The sequence below is a fragment of the Polaromonas sp. P3_B1 genome, from assembly GCF_056402935.1.
In genome coordinates this window covers 18,321-35,870 of record NZ_JBFUGK010000050.1, presented here as the reverse complement: position 1 = coordinate 35,870, position 17,550 = coordinate 18,321, and the positions used below count along the sequence as shown (strand labels likewise).

General features: G+C 63.5%; 16 protein-coding genes. 8 read left to right on the top strand and 8 right to left on the bottom strand.

What is annotated here, in order from left to right:
* Window positions 1-156: 156 nt before the first annotated feature.
* The 4 genes from AC1DXS_RS22620 to denD form a co-directional block, all read right to left on the bottom strand.
* Complete coding sequence (locus AC1DXS_RS22620; protein ID WP_477739700.1) at window positions 157-1,434, bottom strand: TRAP transporter large permease; 1,278 nt, start codon at window positions 1,432-1,434, stop codon at window positions 157-159.
* Entirely contained in the window at window positions 1,431-1,925 is a 495-nt protein-coding gene (locus tag AC1DXS_RS22615) for a TRAP transporter small permease (protein WP_477739699.1), read from the bottom strand. The genes AC1DXS_RS22620 and AC1DXS_RS22615 overlap by 4 nt, the downstream gene beginning before the upstream one ends.
* 118 nt (window positions 1,926-2,043) lie before the next feature.
* Entirely contained in the window at window positions 2,044-3,015 is a 972-nt protein-coding gene (locus AC1DXS_RS22610) for a TRAP transporter substrate-binding protein (protein WP_477739698.1), read from the bottom strand.
* A 73-nt stretch (window positions 3,016-3,088) separates the two neighbouring features.
* Window positions 3,089-4,108: a D-erythronate dehydrogenase gene (gene denD, locus AC1DXS_RS22605; protein WP_477739697.1), complete on the bottom strand. Its 1,020-nt coding sequence runs from the start codon at window positions 4,106-4,108 to the stop codon at window positions 3,089-3,091.
* 377 nt (window positions 4,109-4,485) lie between these two features.
* Here denD and AC1DXS_RS22600 point away from each other — a divergent pair, with 377 nt between their 5' ends.
* The gene (locus tag AC1DXS_RS22600) at window positions 4,486-5,013 is read left to right on the top strand and encodes a hypothetical protein (protein WP_477739696.1); all 528 of its coding nucleotides are present in this window, start codon (window positions 4,486-4,488) and stop codon (window positions 5,011-5,013) included.
* A gap of 79 nt (window positions 5,014-5,092) precedes the next feature.
* Entirely contained in the window at window positions 5,093-5,761 is a 669-nt protein-coding gene (locus tag AC1DXS_RS22595; RefSeq protein WP_477739695.1) for a hypothetical protein, read from the top strand.
* 37 nt (window positions 5,762-5,798) lie between these two features.
* Here AC1DXS_RS22595 and AC1DXS_RS22590 read toward each other — a convergent pair whose 3' ends face one another.
* The 3 genes from AC1DXS_RS22590 to AC1DXS_RS22580 all read right to left on the bottom strand — a co-directional run bounded on the left by AC1DXS_RS22590 (window position 5,799) and on the right by AC1DXS_RS22580 (window position 9,536).
* Entirely contained in the window at window positions 5,799-7,109 is a 1,311-nt protein-coding gene (locus AC1DXS_RS22590; RefSeq protein WP_477739694.1) for a TAXI family TRAP transporter solute-binding subunit, read from the bottom strand.
* A 5-nt stretch (window positions 7,110-7,114) separates the two neighbouring features.
* Window positions 7,115-8,422 carry a TAXI family TRAP transporter solute-binding subunit gene (locus AC1DXS_RS22585; RefSeq protein WP_477739693.1) on the bottom strand — a complete coding sequence of 436 codons (1,308 nt, stop codon included), beginning with the start codon at window positions 8,420-8,422 and terminating at the stop codon, window positions 7,115-7,117.
* A gap of 121 nt (window positions 8,423-8,543) precedes the next feature.
* Entirely contained in the window at window positions 8,544-9,536 is a 993-nt protein-coding gene (locus tag AC1DXS_RS22580; protein ID WP_477739692.1) for an acyltransferase family protein, read from the bottom strand.
* Window positions 9,537-10,000: 464 nt separating this feature from the next.
* Here AC1DXS_RS22580 and epsA point away from each other — a divergent pair, with 464 nt between their 5' ends.
* The 6 genes from epsA (at window position 10,001) to epsG (ending at window position 16,868) form a co-directional block, all read left to right on the top strand.
* On the top strand, window positions 10,001-10,786 hold the full coding sequence (gene epsA, locus AC1DXS_RS22575) for an XrtB/PEP-CTERM-associated transcriptional regulator EpsA (protein WP_477739691.1): 786 nt from the start codon (window positions 10,001-10,003) through the stop codon (window positions 10,784-10,786).
* Window positions 10,779-12,206, top strand: coding sequence for an undecaprenyl-phosphate glucose phosphotransferase (locus AC1DXS_RS22570; RefSeq protein ID WP_477739690.1), 1,428 nt, complete (start codon window positions 10,779-10,781; stop codon window positions 12,204-12,206). Before epsA ends, AC1DXS_RS22570 begins: the two co-directional genes overlap by 8 nt.
* Window positions 12,207-12,362: 156 nt before the next feature.
* Complete coding sequence (epsL, locus tag AC1DXS_RS22565; protein WP_477739689.1) at window positions 12,363-13,565, top strand: XrtB/PEP-CTERM-associated polysaccharide biosynthesis outer membrane protein EpsL; 1,203 nt, start codon at window positions 12,363-12,365, stop codon at window positions 13,563-13,565.
* A gap of 66 nt (window positions 13,566-13,631) precedes the next feature.
* Window positions 13,632-14,516 carry a polysaccharide export protein EpsE gene (epsE, locus tag AC1DXS_RS22560; protein WP_477739688.1) on the top strand — a complete coding sequence of 295 codons (885 nt, stop codon included), beginning with the start codon at window positions 13,632-13,634 and terminating at the stop codon, window positions 14,514-14,516.
* A gap of 46 nt (window positions 14,517-14,562) precedes the next feature.
* The gene (gene epsF / locus AC1DXS_RS22555) at window positions 14,563-15,960 is read left to right on the top strand and encodes a chain length determinant protein EpsF (protein ID WP_477739687.1); all 1,398 of its coding nucleotides are present in this window, start codon (window positions 14,563-14,565) and stop codon (window positions 15,958-15,960) included.
* Between the two features lie 5 nt (window positions 15,961-15,965).
* Complete coding sequence (gene epsG / locus AC1DXS_RS22550) at window positions 15,966-16,868, top strand: chain length determinant protein tyrosine kinase EpsG (protein WP_477739686.1); 903 nt, start codon at window positions 15,966-15,968, stop codon at window positions 16,866-16,868.
* A 253-nt stretch (window positions 16,869-17,121) separates the two neighbouring features.
* On the opposite strand, the gene AC1DXS_RS22545 is transcribed toward epsG, so the two are convergent.
* Window positions 17,122-17,532 (bottom strand): VanZ family protein, encoded by a 411-nt coding sequence (locus tag AC1DXS_RS22545; protein WP_477739685.1) that lies wholly within the window; start codon window positions 17,530-17,532, stop codon window positions 17,122-17,124.
* Window positions 17,533-17,550 lie beyond the last annotated feature (18 nt).

Here is a 17,550-nt window from a genome sequence, read left to right as displayed (position 1 = left end):
GCGTTGCAAAGCCTTGACGGGGTTCACCCCGCCTGCGTTTTGCGCCTTGCTCAAGGCCTTTTTGACTCGCAACGCATCTTGCATAAATAGCGTTAACAGGCCCTAGAGCATCGCTTGCGCAGATGACAGCGGCGTGAAACCCCTGTCCGAAAAAAGCTATTTGGCGTAGACCAGGTCGCGCAGGCCCAGCGACAGCTGTGGTACGTAAGTGATCACCATCAGGCAGGCCAGGATGACCAGTACAAAGGGAATCAGGTGGGTAACGATGCGGTCCAGCGATATCCTGGCGACGGTGCAGGCCGCGAACAGGTTCACGCCGAAAGGCGGTGTGATCATGCCCAGCGCGAGGTTGACCACCATCACCAGCCCGAAGTGCACCGGGTCTATGCCGAAATGCACGGCCACCGGCGCCAGGATGGGTGCCAGCACGATGATGGCGGCGCTGGTCTCTATGAACATGCCGATGACGAACAGCGCCGCGTTGACGCCCAGCAGGAAGATGGCGGGTGACTGCAGCACGGCCTCCAGCCAGTGGCCGATGGCATCCGGCACACCGGCCCGGGTGATCAAAAAGGCGAACAGCCCGGCGTTGGCGATGATGAACATGATCACGGCGCTGGAGAGTACCGACTTGCGCAGGATGGCGTAGAGGTCGGCCAGCTTGATTTCACGGTAGATCACGACGCCGACGACCAGCGCATAAAACACCGCCACCGCGGACGCCTCGGTCGGCGTGAAAATCCCGCCGTAAATGCCGCCCAGGATGATCACCGGCATCAGCAGCGCCCAGCCCGCCTGCCAGGTCGCCTTGCCGAAGCCCAGGCGGCCGTCGCCATCGTGCTTGCCCCAGCCCTTCCAGCGGCAGTACAGGTGCACGAACAGCATGAGCGCGAAGCCGATCAGCAAGCCCGGGCCGAAGCCGGCGATAAAGAGTTCGCCGATGGAGACCTCGGCGCTGACGCCGTAAAGAATCATGGGGATGGACGGCGGGATGATCACGCCCAGTTCCGCGCTGGTGGCCTGCAGGGCCGCAGCGTAGGCGGTGGGGTAGCCGTGCTTGATGAGCGCCGGTATCAGGATGGCGCCTATGGCAAAGGTCGTGGCCACCGACGAGCCGGACACGGCCGCGAAAATCATGCAGGTCAGCACGCAGGTCATGGGCAGGCCGCCCTGGATGCCGCCCACGATGCTCTTGGCAAATTCGACCAGCCGGCGCGAGATGCCGCCGGTCTCCATCAGGTTGCCGGCCAGGATGAAGAAGGGAATGGCTGCCAGCGGAAACTTGTTGATGGAAGAGAACATCTCCTTGACGGAGATCAGCATGTTGGCGTTGGAGGCCTGGATGCCGAAGATCGACGCCAGGCCTATGGACACGGCCACCGAAACGGTGAGCGCAAAGCACAACACCATGGTTGAAATCATGACCGCTGTCATTGTGCCGTCTCCAGTTCATTACGCTGCGGATCGAGCAGGTTGCCGATGAGGCCGATCATGCAGAACATGCCGCCCACGGGCATGGCCACATAACCCCAGAACATCGAAACGGATTCCAGGCCCGCCATGGACTGCACGCGGCCGCGCAGTGAATAGTCCCAGCCCCACCAGACGATCACCGCGATCAGCGCCAGGGCGGCCAGGCAGACCAGCCAGTCCAGCACGCGCCGCACGCGCGGCGGGCTCCAGCGGTAGAGCACGTCCACACTCACCATGGCGCCTTGCCGAAAGGCCATGGGGATGCCCATGAACACCATCCAGATCAGGCTCAGGCGGATCAGGATTTCGCTCCACTCGGCGGGCTGCTCAAGCACAAAGCGCGTGATGATCTGGAACATCCCCAGCGTCGAGGCGATGACCAGCATCAGGCAGGCCACCAGCATGGAAAAGCCGGTGGTCCATCGTTCAAGTTTGAGGAAAGCTTGTTTCATGAGGAGGTCGATGGGTAGGGGAAGGTAGATGGAAAACGCCCGCCAGTGCGATGCCTGCGGGCGTATTCAGCGACAACGGATACGGCAAACCGTGGCGAAAACCTCAGCCTGCGCACCCTTACTTGTAGTTGCGGATCGCGTCGATATTGGCCTTGCCGAACTGCTTTTCGAATTCGGCATTGACGGGCGCCAGCGTGGCCACGAACTTGGCCTTGTCGACGTTCTCGATCACGGTCATGCCCTTGGCGCGCAGGTCGGCCACGCCGTTGGCGTCGTCCTGGTCGACGCGGGCGCGGTTGGCTTTGGTCGCTTCCTTGGCCGCGTCGATGAAGGCCGTTTTGTCGGCGGCGATGAGCTTGTCGAAGGAGGCCTTGTTCATCAGGAAAATGCAGGGCGAATACACATGGCCGGTCAGTGACAGGTGCTTTTGCACCTGGTCGAACTTGGCGGACATGATCACGGACAGCGGGTTCTCCTGGCCATCGACGGTGCCCTGCTGCAGCGCGGTGAACACTTCAGGGAAGGCCATGGGCGTGGTGATGATGCCCAGGCCCTTGTAGGCCGCGATGTGCACCGGGTTTTCCATGGTGCGCATCTTCAGCCCCTTCAGGTCCTCCGGCAGCTTCACGTCGCGCTTGCTGTTGGTCATGTGGCGAAAGCCGTTCTCGGCCCAGGCCAGCGCCTTGAAGCCCTTGGCGTCGAATTTGGTCAGCAGGTCCTGGCCGATGGGGCCGTCCAGCACGGCGCGCGCATGCGCCTTGTCGCGAAACAGGAAGGGCACGTCGAGGATTTTGGTCTCGGGCACAAAGTTGGGCACCGGGCCGGTGGACGAGAAGGCCAGCTCCTGGGTGCCCAGTTGCACGGCTTCAATGGATTCACGTTCGCCGCCCAGCGCGCCGTTGTAGAAGGTCTGGATCTTGTAGCGGCCGGCCGTGCGTTTCTCGACTTCCCTGGCGAAGGTGTCGATGGCAACACCCTGGTGCGAGTTCTGGGCGGTGGAAATGCTGATGCGCATGGTGCTTTGCGCGCTCGCCGATGCGATGAATCCCAGGCCCAAAGCCATGCCGACCAGCAGTTTTGAAATTTTCATGGTGTCTCCAAATAATCGTTGTTCAGAAAAATTCGCGACGACGGCGTACAGCAAGCCGTATGCACACCTATTATTACGTCGGCTTCCGGGACGTCGTGCGCGGGTTTTCGCTTAAGTGCGCAGCGATGATGCTGTCAAAGTCCTGGTCGGGCAAGAGGCCCAGGCCCCGGGCCCTCGCCGCGTCGATGACAGCCGGCCAGTTGGCCACGATGTTGGCGATGGTCGGGTCCGGCGTCCAGTCGATGAGGCCGGTGGCCTCTTTGCCGGCCACGCGTTCCAATGCGGCCGCCATCTCGCCCACAGTGGTTTTGAGCGCCGGCAGGTTGACGGCCGTGCGCGCGCCCCATTCAGCATCGCCGGCCTCGGCCGCTCGTATCAGTCCTTCAATGGTGCGAGCAGGTGACGACAAGGCCACGGCCGTATCCCGCGGCACCGGGCAGGCTGCGGGAAGGCCCGCCAGCGGCTCGCGGATCATGCCGCTCAGAAAGCTTGAAGCCGCGCCGTTGGGCTTGCCGGGCCGTACGCTGACGGTCATCAGCCGCACGTTGCGCCCGCGGATAAAGCCCTTGCGCGCATAGTCGGCCACCAGTTGCTCGCCGATGAATTTCTGGATGCCGTAGCTGTTCTGCGGCGTGGGCAGGGTGCGGTCGTCAATCACCGGCGGCAAAGGTTGCGCGGCCGAATTGCCGAACACCGCAAGCGAACTCGCGAACACCACGGTGGGCGAAGTGCCCAGCCTGCGGCAGGCCTGCAGCAGTGCGCGCGTGGCGTCAACATTGCTGCGCATGCCGAGGTCAAAATCGGCCTCGCATTCGCCGCTGACGGCTGCGGCGAGGTGGAACACCAGCGCGTCGTCGGCGCGCACCACCTGCGTGGCGGCGCCGCTTGCTAGCAATTCGTTGAGGTCGCCGACCACGGCGCGCACCCGCGGGTCCGCCGCCAGCGCGGCGGGCGGGGCGACCCGGTCGACCAGGGTCACGGCCTTGATGGTTTGCGATGCGCCGCCTGTCAGAGAAACTTTTCCCAGTTCAAGCAGCTTGTGAGCGAGTCTCGCGCCCAGGAAACCGGCGCCGCCGGTGATGACGATGTTCATATGTGTTTTGTCTCCGTAATGACTGTTCTTGGGCTTCCGCAGCTTGGTGACTGCCGTGCCGCACAGTTTAGGCCTGCGTTTGTCTGCTTCTGCTTGGTGTTGGGCCGGGTTAAGGGTGACGATGGCCAAACCCAACGGGATTGGCTGCTCTCATCCATGTAGAGGAGGCGATTGGCTGGCCATCTACCTAGAATCGGCTTGCGGGCGGATGTGGCCCTCATTTACATCCGGGTGAGCGAAGCAAAAGCCCTTAATAGCAAGCACTTGGTTGATTTTTTGGGGTACAGATTGTTCGCGAAGGCATCAAGTCATATCCCAGGCCTCGAGGTATAAATTACGTGAACTCTCGCCCTACGAAATTCCTCCGTCTTTCGCGATTGGCCGTCCTGCCGCTTGTATTGCTTGCCGGCTGTGTGATGAATTTTGTGCACCCGCTTTCGTCAGATTCTGTCGCAAAGTCCCGGCAGGCCGTGTTGATTTACGGCGTCCAGGTCGAAGGCAAGTGGGACTCTCCGCAATTCGCGGTTCAGTTGGTTGAGTACAGCCTCAAAGATCAGGACGGTGCCGGTAATTGCTATACCTTCAACAGAGCCACTGCAAGCGTGCCGTCCACGCCAGGGGCGGTAAGGTATTTTGCTTTTGAAGTTCCTGTGGGTCATTACACCTATGGCGCATTTAACGGAGCGCCGCTTGTCGGCGAGACGCGTGCGTTTTCTGCCGTGGAAGGTCGGCTGTCCTACATCGGGGATTTCATCTATACCTCGGCGCGGCAGGTGGAGCTGCGAAGTAACAGCGAGGGCTATAGAAGCAGCTTGTCCGAAGCTTTTCCCGGCACGAGTGGCAAGTTCATTCTTGCCGAAGCTGTTTCTGTGCGACCGCCCAAAGCGTTCCTGTGCGCACCATGAGGGCTAACCAGTCGTTCAAGGCGACGTCCTTCGGCAGGCCTCAGCCCCCCGCTGGAGTTCAATGTTGGGCCTCTTGACCATGCGCCTGTTTATCTCCATCGCTATTACCCTATTTCTGGTCACATCCGGTCATGCCGCATGCTCTGGCCGGGAAAATTGGATGGTGGCCAACTCCTTGCGCCTGAGCGCATCCAGTGGGAAAAATCCAGACGAATCTTTTGAGGTAGAGGTACGCCACTTCGGTGATGGACAGATGTTTTCGCGTGTCGTCCAGGGTCCCTCGGTCGTCATGTCTTACCGGCTTTCTGGCGGGCGATATTTGTTTCACGGTATCGATGAAGAAAGGTTCCTTCACCCCGATGGCCTTGACCCCAGGCAGTCATTCATTCTTCCAACAATGATTCTGGACCAATTTGGATTTTCCGGATTGTGTGAGGTTTCGGGCGAGCAACATTTTCACGGCTCTGTCGACCTTGGCGATTACTCGCCTCCCGGTATGCGCAAGCTAATGGTTGAGGGGACAGTGGCCCGAACCTCCGTTTCCGTCGTGAAATTTTCCCTTCGCCTGCTTGGTGGTACTGTGACGACCATCGACGGATCGTTCGATTTTGTTGCTCCGCCATTTCCAGCCGAAGCCCCGGTTCTCAATTGGCATTACCTTCTTCCTGGCGATCGCACGCTTTCTGCCAAGGGTACGAATACCACCATGCCCACATTGGGTGCTTTCATTCAAGGTACGGAACGATAGCCGTGCGCACCGAAAAGACGCCCACTTGCGGCAGCCCCTAGCGCGACCTCAGCTTGAGCAACCGGTCACTCGCCGCGGCCAGGTGCTCACGCAAGGTGTACCAGCGCCCGGAAAATTCATCAGGCAGATCCAGCGACACCACCTGCCGCTCGATGTTGTCCAGCCGCTCCAGCAGCCGGCGCAGCGCCACGGGGTCGTCGGCGGAGACCCCATCGATCTCGCTTTCGAGGAATTTGAGGTCGCCGTAAAAATGGTTCAGGGCCGAGTTGATGCGCCAGTCGAACAGCCTGGGGATCCAGGCCAGCATCAGCAGCGCGATGCCCAGCAGGGGCAGGACGGCGTAGAAGACCAGCTCCGCATACTGGGCCGTGCGGTAGGGCAGCAGGGTTTCCATCCATGGGCGCGCGCCCAGGCTGTAGGCGCGGGCCGTGGGCGAGAGCGGGAAGTCGCTGCCGCGAAAACTCGGAAACTGGCCGTGGCGCTGCAAAAAGTTCGGTATCTCGTGGATTTCAATGGCGGCGTCCAGCAGGGCGCGCTGCAGGGCCGGGTGCACGTCCTGCCTGACCAGCAGGTGGGTTTGCAGGCTCATCAGCGTGAGGTCTTTGGGCGGAATGTCGCCGCGCAGCTCGATCGTGCCCTGCGGCAGCAGCAGCGGCTGCAGGCGCGGGTTCTGGGCGGCCAGTGCGCCGGCGTGTTCAACGCCCAGCAACTGGATGCCGCTGCTGCGCGTGAGCAGCTGCACGGCCTGCGAATCGTCACCGGCGACATGGAACACCAGGTCCACCTTGCCGTCGATCAACGCATTGGCGGCGGCCACGCCGGCGCTGCTGTCGAACTGCACGTCCGCGGGCCGCACGCCGGCATGCGCCAGCATCAGCGTGGCTGCCATGAAGGAGGAGGACGAGGCCGGCCCCGCCGCGATGCGCAAGCCCCTGGCCTGCGCCAGCGACAAAGGCCCGCCTGTGGTGGAAAACACCCACACCGGCTCCTGGCCCACGACGGCCAGGGCCTGCACCCCGGTGTCCGTATTGACATTGGCGTTGGCATAAATGCCCTGGGCAAAACCTATGCTGGTGGCGTCGCCCGGTCGGCCCAGCCTGTCCAGCGAGCCTTTTTGCGTGTCTGAATACACGAGCTCGGCGCGCACGCCCATGCGCTCGAGCTGCTCGGCATAACGCTGCGCCAGCATCGAGTAGCCGTCTTGCGGCGAGCCTGCGCCTATGAGCACTTCGCTGGGCGGCAGCACCTTCCATTGGGTGGCCGACCACCACAGGGCCAGGGCCGTGCACAGCAGCACCGGCAGGTAGAACAGCCACCAGCGCCGGCGGTAAAGCAGCAGCAGTTTCATCGCCCTTACCGTCCCCTCATCCGGTACAGCCGCTGGCGCACAAACTCGATGTGCTGGTGCAGCGTGTAGCAGCGCGCCATCAGGTCGCGGGGTGTGGCAAAAGCCATCATGGCCTTGTCGATGCCGTTCAGGCGTATCAGGAAGCGTGTCAGGTCCAGGCCCGAGAGCGATTCCTGGCCCAGGTCGTTTTCAATGAACTTGAGCTCGCCGTACCAGCGATTCACCCGGCTTTCCAGCACCCAGCGCAGGTAGGCCGGTACCAGCCGCATCAGCCACAGTGCCAGCAGCACAACCGGCAGCACGAGCAGCAGGATGCGCTCGGCGACCTGGGCCCACCAGAAGGGCAGCACGCGCTCCAGCCAGGGCAGGCCGTGCGTCAGGGTCTCGCGCGCCTCGCGCGCGGTGGGAAAGTCGATGCGCCGCAGCGAAGGAAAATCGCCCGCTCGGTGGAACAACCCGCCGCCGGCGTGGACGTCCATGGCCACCGCGATGGCCAGGCGCTTGAGGGCGGGATGCAGGCCCTCGCGCGCCACCAGGCTGGCGGATGTGGTCAGCAGCGTGATGTCGCGCGGGGGCAGCCGCGCGTCCAACGTGCCCTGCGCGAGCAGGCGCGACTCGAGGTAGGGGTTGCGCTCGGTGATGGCGGCGGACTTGCGGATGTTCGCCATGTGGATGCCCGGCAGGCTCAGCATGTTCTGCACCACGAAGGACTCGGGCGCGGCGACGATGAAGACGACGTCGACGGTCCCCTGCCGCAGGGCCTGGACGGCGGGGCTGCTGGTCAGCGGGGAGAGCGTCAGGTCACCGGCCTCCATCCTCGCCTGCTCCAGCAGCTTGAGCGCCACCTTGCGGGTGCCGCTGCCTTCGGGGCCTACGGCCACGCGCAGGCCCTGCAGCTGGTTGAGCGAATCGATTTCGCGGCCGCGTGTGAAAACCCACACCGGCTCTATGTCCACATTGACCAGGGTTTCGACGCGGCTGCGGTCGCGCCTTTCCAGCGAGCTGCCCAGGTAGCCGAAGCCGCCCTGCATCAGGGCCAGGTCCGAGGGATTCACGGCCCGGCGAAGGCGCTCCAGGTTTTGCTGTGAACCGGCCGAGGTCTGGATTTCGAGCGTGATGCCGTGCTCCGCGAATTTTTCGGCGTAGCGCTGGGCATGCAGGTAGTAGGCGCCGTCCGCGGCGGCCGTGGTGATGCTCAGCTGCGCGGGCGGCATGGGATAGACGAACAGCCACAGGCCGGTGGCCGTGGCTGCAGCGGCAAGCGCCATGGGCAGCCGGATCCACAGCCATTTGCGTTGGTACAACTTCGCCATGCGCACAGGGAGAGTCCTGTAAAAGGTTGTACCTTTATAACGCAAGTCGTTACCTTCACCACACGGAGTAACGCGAAGGGCCCGGCCTGAAGGGCCCTCATTGCGCGCCGTCGAAGGCGCGTCAGGCGGGTGCTTCGGCTTTCGCTTTGGGCCTGGAGCCGGTGGTGCCCAGCAGCCAGAGATTGAGGCTGGGGGAGCGGCTGATGAGCAGCGCCGACACAATCGGCCCGGCCAGGCCCGCGGCCAGGCCCGCCACCATCAGCACATAGATATCCGTGACGCCTATCTTCTTCAGGATGATGCGGCTCGCCGCGGTGAAGAACACATGCAGCAGGTAGATCGCGAATGAATACGAGCCTACATAGGCCATGCGTGGTGAGCTCCAGCCGCTGCGCAGCAGCAGGAAGGCGCTGCCTACGCCGAGGCCGAGCGCGGCCAGGGAGGTGCCCTGCTCGGAGTATTGCGGAAACAGCATGGCCGCGGTGGCGGCGCAAATGAAGACCGCGGCTGCGATGCCGCGCGCCGCCGCACCGCCGATCTCAAAGCGTTTGCAGGCCAGTCCCGCCAGGAAGAAGGGCAGCAGGTACACAGCGCCCTGGGCGGCAAAATAATTAGGCGGACTGAAGTAGTCGAACAGCACCGCGCTCAGGGCCCACACCAGCGCGAAGCCGGCGGGCGTGGACAGCGCCTTGAAGTGCTCCAGCAGGACCACCACCAGGAAGACGATGAACAGCGCTTCCAGAAACCAGAAGTGCCCCACGGGAACGATGTGCAGCAGCCACCAGTGGTCCACGGCATTGTTGGCGCCGGGCGTGACGGCCTGGACCACGGCAAAGAGGGTTCCGACCGTGATCAGCGGAAGCAGCAGCCTGCGCACCTTGCCCTTGATGAAGCCCGGGGCGTTGCCCTGGTAAGGCCGAAAGCCGTAAACGTAGCCCGAGATAAAGGAAAACAGCGGCATCCGTATATAGGCCAGCGCTTCATTGAAGACCTGCAGCCAATGCCCTTCCGGAATTCTCAAGCCGGTGCTGGGGGTATCGCCCACGACATGAAACAAAACCAGCAGGACGCAGGCAATGCCCCTCAACGTATCCACCTCAAGGCTGCGTTTCATTTTCTGGCCGGTCATCGGATGCGGGTTCCTTTCTTCATGCTGCATGAGATCCCGCCACCCGGATCGCGGGCCGCGCGTGCGCGATACAACGTCATTCGAACGTCGAATGACGAGTAGATCGATGAGATCAAAGAGATCAATGAGATCAATGCGGGGAGATGCTTGAAGCGTAATCAAGCAAGGCTGCTACTTCAGGTCCGCAAAAAAGCAAACTGTTGCAAGCAGTATCGTTTTGCGCGACATCGTTTATCAAGCGCACAGCTGTTACGTAGTTGCAACGAATGCGGGGCCTTCGCGTCAAAAGAATGACCCGGGGAAACCCTAAACTGAGTCCATCTCCTACATCAACTGTCTCGCTTGGCGCATGGCGCCCACCGGTGATTTGTTCGATTCTCAATCAGCTATTTCCGCAGCGCCGTCAGCGGGCGAGTCCGCGGAAAAAATACAGGAAGTGACATCCAGAAATGAATTTACACACTCCGCTTTCAAGCGAAGATTCCGCGCGCTATGCAGCGCTGGTCGGGCAAAGCACGGCCATCACGCGGCATGCCGAACTGCTGGCCTGGCTGCAGGGCGACATGCAGCAATGCCTTCCCCACGACATCCTGCTCGCGGGCTGGGGCGATTTCCAGCAGGGCGCCCTGCAGCACGACGTCGTGTCCCGGCTGCCCGGTGCGCGCTCCTATGCCGCGGGCACGGACGGGCTGCCCTTTCTATTAGGCAAGTTCCATGAGCGCTGGGTGGTCGCCGACCGCCAGCCGTGCCGGCTGGACTTCAGCGAATTCGAATACCTGCTGGGCCGGGCCAGCTTGCCGGGCTCGTTCTCCGGCAGCCTGCGCGGCATGCGCTCTGTGCTCATCCACGGCCTGCAGGATGAGCGGGCGCAGCAGGAATGCCTGTATGTGCTGATGAGCGCGCAGGAAATTCCGGCCGAGCCTTCCAGCACCGCCATCCGCATGCTGATGCCCAGCATGGACGCCGCGCTGCGCCAGATGGCGCCGCTGCCGCAGCAGCGCCGCACTGCGGCGGCCGGCGCGCGCGCGGCCGAAGACAACTGCGGCCTCAGCGAGCGCGAGACCCAGATCATGGCCTGGGTGGCCATGGGCAAAACCAATTCCGAAATAGGCGCCATCCTCAACATCAGCGGCTTCACCGTGAAGAACCACATGCAGCGCATCTTCCAGAAGCTCAACGTCTTCAACCGCGCGCAGGCGGTTTCCAAAGTGACAAGGGTAGGCATGTATGGCTGAAGCAAACCAGCTCAACTCCGCGTCCGCCTGGCTGAACCAGCGCGAACCTCGCTCCATGGGGCTGGGGCGCAGCCACCTGTTCACCGCCGTGGAAGCCGGACTGGACCCGCTGGTGCTGGTGTTTTCGCTGTGGGCGCTGGCCTTCTATTACGAAGGTTCGGTGCGGCCGGCCTACCTGATTCTGTCGCTTATCGTTTTTTCGCTGACCTTTCCAGGCAGCTCGCAACTGCGCCTGCCGGTGTGGAAGGTGTTTTCCAAGATCGCCTTCCACTGGATATGGATCGCCGGGCTGCTGTTGCTGACGGGCTATGTGACGGAATACTTCCACAAGTTTTCGATGACGGTGCTGACCCATTGGCTGTGGGTCGCGCCCGTGGCCCAGGCCGGTGCGCACCTGGCGCTCAGGGCTGCGGCGCCGCAGCTGCTGAAGCTGCAGGGGCCGCCTCGCGGCGCGGTGATCGTCGGCATGAACGAACAGGGTGTTTCGCTGGCCGGGAACATCGCCGGCTCCACCTATTCGGGGATTGAGCTCAAGGGCTTTTTCGACGACCGCGGCGAAGACCGCAGGGAAGCGCAGGCCGAGCACCGCCTGGTCGGGAAGATCGACGACCTGCCGGCCTACGTCAAGCAGCATCGCATCCAGTTCATCTACCTGTCGCTGCCCATGGCATCGCGGCCGCGCATCCTGCAGGTGCTCGATGGCCTCAAGGACACCACTGCCTCGATTTATTTCGTGCCTGACATGTTCATCACCGACCTGATCCAGGGCCGCAGCGATACGGTGTGCGGCGTCACGGTGATTTCGGTGTGCGACACGCCCTTCCGCGGTGTCAACGGTTTCCTCAAGCGCGCCAGCGACGTCGTGTTGTCGCTGCTGATCCTGATGCTGATCTTCCCGATCATGCTGGTCATCGCGCTGCTGGTGAAGCTGGACTCGCCCGGGCCGGTCATCTTCAAGCAGCGCCGCTACGGCCTGGACGGCGAGCAGATCCTGGTCTACAAATTCCGCTCCATGGCGGTCACCGAAGACGGCGCCGCCATACGCCAGGCGAGCAAGAACGACATGCGGGTGACCCGCCTGGGCGCCATCCTGCGCAAGACCTCGCTCGACGAGCTGCCGCAGTTCGTCAATGTGTTGCAGGGCCGCATGAGCATCGTCGGCCCGCGCCCGCATGCGGTGGCGCACAACGAGATGTACCGCTCGCTGATCAAGGGCTACATGGTGCGGCACAAGGTCAGGCCCGGCATCACGGGCTGGGCCCAGGTGAACGGCCAGCGCGGCGAGACCGACACGCTGGACAAGATGCAGTCGCGCATCGACTGCGACCTGGACTACCTGCGCAACTGGTCGCTGCAGCTGGATTTTTTCATCATCCTGAAAACCATTCGCCTGGTCTTCAAGGATGGCGCGGCTTATTAAGAATGAAAGGAGATGGCATCCACCCGTTCATCAAGCTGTCTTTGCAGCGCTGCCATTAGAGCCATTAGTGCCACTAGTGCCATTAGGGCAAACGGACTATCGCCACCCCGCCATGTATTCAGTATCTTTTTTTCATCCTCTCGCGGAGGTTCGCCTTTGAGTTCCCATCGCAAGCTTCTCCCGATTCCGCTCCTGCTGCTGGGCCTGTTTCCCCTGGCCGCGCAGGCCGACGACCTGGACACGCTGCAGTTCCGCCTCGGGCAAAGCGTGACGCACGACAGCAATGTGTTCCGGCTGCCCGATTCCGCCAATACGCAGGCAGTGCTCGGCAGGCCCGAGCGCGACGACAACGTGGCCGTGACCACGGCGGGCTTCAAGATCAACAAGCCCTATGGCTTGCAGCGGTTCGAGTTCGACGCGAATATCGAAGACCACCGCTACAGCCGCTTTTCCTACCTGGACTTCACGGCCGTGAACTACGCGGCCGCCTGGCGCTGGAGCTTCACACCGCAGCTGCACGGCAACCTGACCAGCGACAGGCGCGAATATGTCGACACCTATGCCGACGTTCAGGGCACGGGACAGATCAACCGCCGCACCAACCGCTCCACGATTTTTGATGCCGAGTACGAACTCGACGGCGCGTGGCGCCTGGTGGGCGGCTTGTTCGAGCGCACCAGCTCCAACAGCCAGCCCAACACCTTCGAAGCCGACTCGAAAGTCCACGGCGCCGAGGCCGGCGTGCGTTATGTCTACCCGTCCGGCACTTCGATGGCTTACCGTTTCAGGGAGGGCAAGGGCGAATACCCGGGCCGCTTCCTGTCACCGGGGGTCGCCGGCAACTTCACGGACCGCGAGCACGAGTTTCGTTTTGACTGGGCGCCCAGCGCCAAGACCACGGTGCGTGCCAAGGCCGCGTACTTCGACCGGAACCATGACGGCCTGGGCGCGCGGGATTTCTCCGGCGTCACCGGGCAACTGGATGCGGCCTGGGCCATCACGCCCAAGACCTCGCTGGCCGGCGGCGTGGTGCGTGAGCTGGCCAGCTACCAGACCAACACCTCGAGCTACTACGAGGGCTACCGCTTCTTTATCGCCCCGACCTGGAAGCCCACTGAAAAGACCGCCGTGCGCCTGCGCTACGACCACGGCGCGCGCGACTTCAAGGGCCCGCTGCCGGGCTTTGCGCCCAGCAACCGCCGCGACACCACCAACCTGATGTCGCTGGCGCTCGAGTGGCAGGCCATGCGCGCGCTCAAGCTGACCGCGTCGGTGCAAAGCGACAGGCGCAAGTCCAATGAACCGGGCTTTGACTACAAGAGCAATTCCTTCGGCCTTTCCGCCGACGCGAGCTTTTGAGCAGGCCTTTCCTGAATTTCTGCTCTCCCTAAAGGCGACAAGATGAAGCTGCTGAATTTGAAACCCATGACCCGATACTTCTTGAGCACCCTGCTGTGCACGGCCGTTGCGCCGCTGTGGGCGCAAACCCCGCAGACGCTGCCGCCCCCCGCCGTCCAGGCCGCAGCAACGACCACACCGGTCGCGCCCGCATCGGTGACGGCCGCGCCCGCCTTGCCCAACAGCCAGGACTACCGCCTGGGCGCGGGCGATGCCATCGGCGTGCAGGTTTACCAAAGCCCCGACCTCTCCATCGATGCGCGGGTCTCTGAAAGCGGCGTGATCAGTTATCCGCTGATAGGCAGCGTGCAGCTCGGCGGGCTGACGATTGCCGAGGCCGAAAAGAAAATTGGTGATGCGCTGAAAAGCGGCGGCTTCGTCAAGGTGCCGCAGGTCAACATCGTGCTGCGCCAGGTGCGCGGCAACCAGGTGGCGGTGCTGGGCCAGGTGAGCCGGCCCGGCCGCTTCCCGCTGGAAACCTTCAACACCCGCGTCAGCGACATGCTGGCCGCCGCCGGCGGCACCACCGCGACCGGCGATGACGAGCTGATCGTCACCGGCCAGCGTGACGGCAAGCCCTTTCGCAAGGTGATAGACATCCCGGCGCTGTTCCTCAACGCGAAATCCGACGACGACATCGTGCTGGCGGGCGGGGACACCCTGTACGTCAACAAGGCGCCGATGTTCTACATCTATGGCGAGGCGCAGCGCCCCGGCCCCTACCGCATTGAACGCGGCATGACGGTCATGCAGGCGCTGGCCCAGGGCGGCGGCCCCACCGTGCGCGGCAGCCAGAACCGCCTGAAGCTGCATCGCCGCGACGCCTCGGGCAAGGTTGTGGAGATCACGCCGAACCTGAACGACCCGATTCGTCCCGAAGACGTGCTCTACGTCCGCGAAAGCCTTTTCTGATGGCCCCTGATTTTTCAATGTTCACAACAGCCATGACTGGAAAGCCATGACACTCCATCAATTTCTGCTCATACTGCGCGCCCGCTACAAGGTGGCGGTGCTGATCATCCTGCTGGCGATCTCCGCGGCGCTGGCGGTCAGCCTGGTGCTGCCGAAGAAATACACGGCCCAGACCGCCGTGCTGGTCGACGTGCGCTCGCCCGATCCGGTGGCCGGGGCCGGCAGCGCGCCGATACAGGGGTTGGTGGCGCCCAGCTACATGGCCACGCAGGTGGACATCATCGGCGGCGACCGCGTCGCGCAGCGCGTCGTGAAAATGCTCAAGCTCGACGAGAACCCGCGCACCAAGGAGCGCTGGATGGAAGCGACCGAAGGCCGCGGCACGCTGGAAGGCTGGATCGCGGACTCGCTGCAAAAGCGGCTGGACGTGCGGCCCGCGCGCGAAAGCAATGTGATCAACATCACCTACAAGGGGAGTGAGCCCGAGGAAGCCGCGAGCGTGGCCAATGCCTTTGCCCAGGCCTACCTCGACATCAACCTGGCCCTGAAGACCGAGCCGGCCCGCATTTACGCCGAATGGTTTGACGAGCAGACCAAGGCCTCGCGCGCCAAGCTCGAAGAGGCGCAGGCGCGCCTCTCCGAATACCAGCAAAAGGCCGGCATCGTCAGCAGCGACGAGCGCGTGGACTATGAAACCACCAAGCTGGCGGAGATATCGTCCCAGCTCACGACGGTGCAGGGCGATACCACCGACAGCCAGAGCAAGCGCGGCTCGCGCGGCGACACCGTCGCCGAGGTGATGCAAAGCCCGCTGATCAACGGCCTGAAGGCCGACGTGGCGCGGCAGGAGGCCAAGGTGCAGGAAGTCAGTGTGCGCCTGGGCGAGAACCATCCCGAGCGCCAGCGCGCCGAGTCCGAGCTGGCCGCCCTCAAGAGCCGGCTGGCCAGCGAGACGGCGCGCATCAACGCCTCCATTGAAACCACCTACCGGGTGGGCAAGGACCGCGAACGCGAGCTGCAGGGCGCGGTCGGCGCACAGAAGGCCCGCGTGCTGGCCCTGAACAAGCAGCGCGACGAGCTCAATGTGTACCGCCGTGATGTCGAGTCGGCCCAGCGTGCTTACGAAACCGTGAGCCAGAGCGCTTCACAGACGCGCCTGCAGAGCTTGACCAACCAGACCAATGTGGTGCGCCTCAATGTCGCGACGCCGCCTGTCAACCCGTCCAGCCCGAGGTTGCTCATCAACCTGCTGATCGCCGCTTTCGGCGGCACCCTGCTGGGTATCGCCTGCGCCTTGCTGCTGGAACTGGTGAATCGCCGCGTGCGTTCCGCCGAGGACCTGGTGCAGATGCTGGAGCTGCCGGTGCTGGCCAGCATTTCTTCGAGCACGGGCAATACCCGGCTCAGCGGTCCGCGCCGCCTGGCGCTAGGTTTGGGAGGATAGCCATGATGAACAGAAATAACAGCCAGACGGTGGTGCGTCCCGTTCCCCTGACCGTGCCCAGCAAGCCGGCGACCGGCTCCGGCCGCTCCATAGGCGCGATCCTCGTCGACGCCGGCCGGCTCTCGCCGCTGGACGCCGAACGTATCGTGCATTTCCAGAAGGACCGCGGCGCGCGCTTCGGCGATTCGGGCAAGGCGCTGGGCCTGCTGACCGATGACGACGTGCGTTATGCGCTGTCGGTGCAGTTCGACTACCCTTACCTGGCGCGTGAAAGCAATTTGAGCCGCGAATTGGTGGCCGCCCATCACCCGAACAGCCAGCCGGTGGAGCAGCTGCGGGCGTTGCGCAGCCAGCTGATGCTGCGCTGGTTCGACACCGGCCCGGACCGCCGCGGCCTGGCCATCGTGAGCGCCGGCTCCCGAGAGGGGCGCAGCTATATCTCGGCCAACCTGGCGATTGTGTTTTCGCAGCTGGGCCTGCGCACCTTGCTGGTCGATGCCGACATGCGGGCGCCGCGCCAGCACCTGCTGTTCAACCTCGGCAAGGGCGCGGGCCTGTCGGACATGCTGGCCGGCCGCGCCGGGCTGGAGGCTGTGGTCAGCGTCGCGGCGCTGCAGGATCTGTCGGTGTTGCCGGCGGGTGTGATTCCGCCCAATCCGCAGGAGCTGCTGGGCCGGCAGGAATTTTCCAGGCTGTTGCAAGCATTGGGCCAGGACTTCGACATCATCATCATCGACACGCCGCCGGCCAGCGAATGCGCCGACGCGCACACGGTGGCGGTGCGCGCGGGCGCCGCGCTGGTGGTGGCGCGGCAGAACACCAGCTCACTGCCGCAGATGACGCGCTTCACGCACAGCCTGCGTGAATTCGGCGTCGCGCTGGTGGGTTCGGTGCTTAACGATGCGTGAGGGGAGAGCCTGTTCAATGTCTAAACGAGGCCGCGCAAGCACTTTCTCGGGATGGGATGCAAGGCGCGGCGCGACGCCCATAGTTCACCTATGGGCTAGCGTCGCAACGCCGCAGACCACCCGAGAAAGCGCTTGCCCTCCGGGTTGGGGTGAAATCGGGCGATTGAGCCACCCGAGCCCTTGCATGGGCATTAGCCCATGCGGCGTGCCCGGTCGGCCCACTCATCCCGATTGCACCCCAACGCGGCTTCGTTTAGACATTGAACAGGCTCTGGAGGCGCCCGCCCATGAGGCGATGCAACACCGCCAGCGCCGCCGCGCCCAGCAGTCCGCCCGCCGCGTCGGCCGCCAGGTCCGCCCAGCTCGCGGAGCGGCCCGGCAGGAAGATCTGGTGAATCTCGTCCATGCCCCCGACCAGCAGGGCGCCCGCGAGGCAACAGGCCAGCATGCGCCAGCCGCGCATGCCGCCGGCCAGGCCTGCGGCCCCGCCGATGACCGCGAAGGTCAGCAGGTGGGCCAGCTTGTCCCAGGGCGCGGGAAACAGCCCCACGGCCACCGGCTGGGCGCCACCCACATACAGCACCGCCGCGCTCGCGGCCACCATCAGCGCGGCGGCGATGCGTACCGTGCGCCGGAGATTTTCAAGGGAAATTGCTTTGGCCATGAAACCGATTTTCTCATG

Coding starts and splice junctions, on each gene's coding strand:
- AC1DXS_RS22620 (WP_477739700.1), bottom strand. CDS start 1,434: ATGACAGCGGTCATGATTTCAACCATGGTGTTGTGCTTTGCGCTCACC.
- AC1DXS_RS22615 (WP_477739699.1), bottom strand. CDS start 1,925: ATGAAACAAGCTTTCCTCAAACTTGAACGATGGACCACCGGCTTTTCC.
- AC1DXS_RS22610 (WP_477739698.1), bottom strand. CDS start 3,015: ATGAAAATTTCAAAACTGCTGGTCGGCATGGCTTTGGGCCTGGGATTC.
- denD (WP_477739697.1), bottom strand. CDS start 4,108: ATGAACATCGTCATCACCGGCGGCGCCGGTTTCCTGGGCGCGAGACTC.
- AC1DXS_RS22595 (WP_477739695.1), top strand. CDS start 5,093: ATGCGCCTGTTTATCTCCATCGCTATTACCCTATTTCTGGTCACATCC.
- AC1DXS_RS22590 (WP_477739694.1), bottom strand. CDS start 7,109: ATGAAACTGCTGCTGCTTTACCGCCGGCGCTGGTGGCTGTTCTACCTG.
- AC1DXS_RS22585 (WP_477739693.1), bottom strand. CDS start 8,422: ATGGCGAAGTTGTACCAACGCAAATGGCTGTGGATCCGGCTGCCCATG.
- AC1DXS_RS22580 (WP_477739692.1), bottom strand. CDS start 9,536: ATGAAACGCAGCCTTGAGGTGGATACGTTGAGGGGCATTGCCTGCGTC.
- epsA (WP_477739691.1), top strand. CDS start 10,001: ATGAATTTACACACTCCGCTTTCAAGCGAAGATTCCGCGCGCTATGCA.
- AC1DXS_RS22570 (WP_477739690.1), top strand. CDS start 10,779: ATGGCTGAAGCAAACCAGCTCAACTCCGCGTCCGCCTGGCTGAACCAG.
- epsE (WP_477739688.1), top strand. CDS start 13,632: ATGACCCGATACTTCTTGAGCACCCTGCTGTGCACGGCCGTTGCGCCG.
- epsF (WP_477739687.1), top strand. CDS start 14,563: ATGACACTCCATCAATTTCTGCTCATACTGCGCGCCCGCTACAAGGTG.
- epsG (WP_477739686.1), top strand. CDS start 15,966: ATGAACAGAAATAACAGCCAGACGGTGGTGCGTCCCGTTCCCCTGACC.
- AC1DXS_RS22545 (WP_477739685.1), bottom strand. CDS start 17,532: ATGGCCAAAGCAATTTCCCTTGAAAATCTCCGGCGCACGGTACGCATC.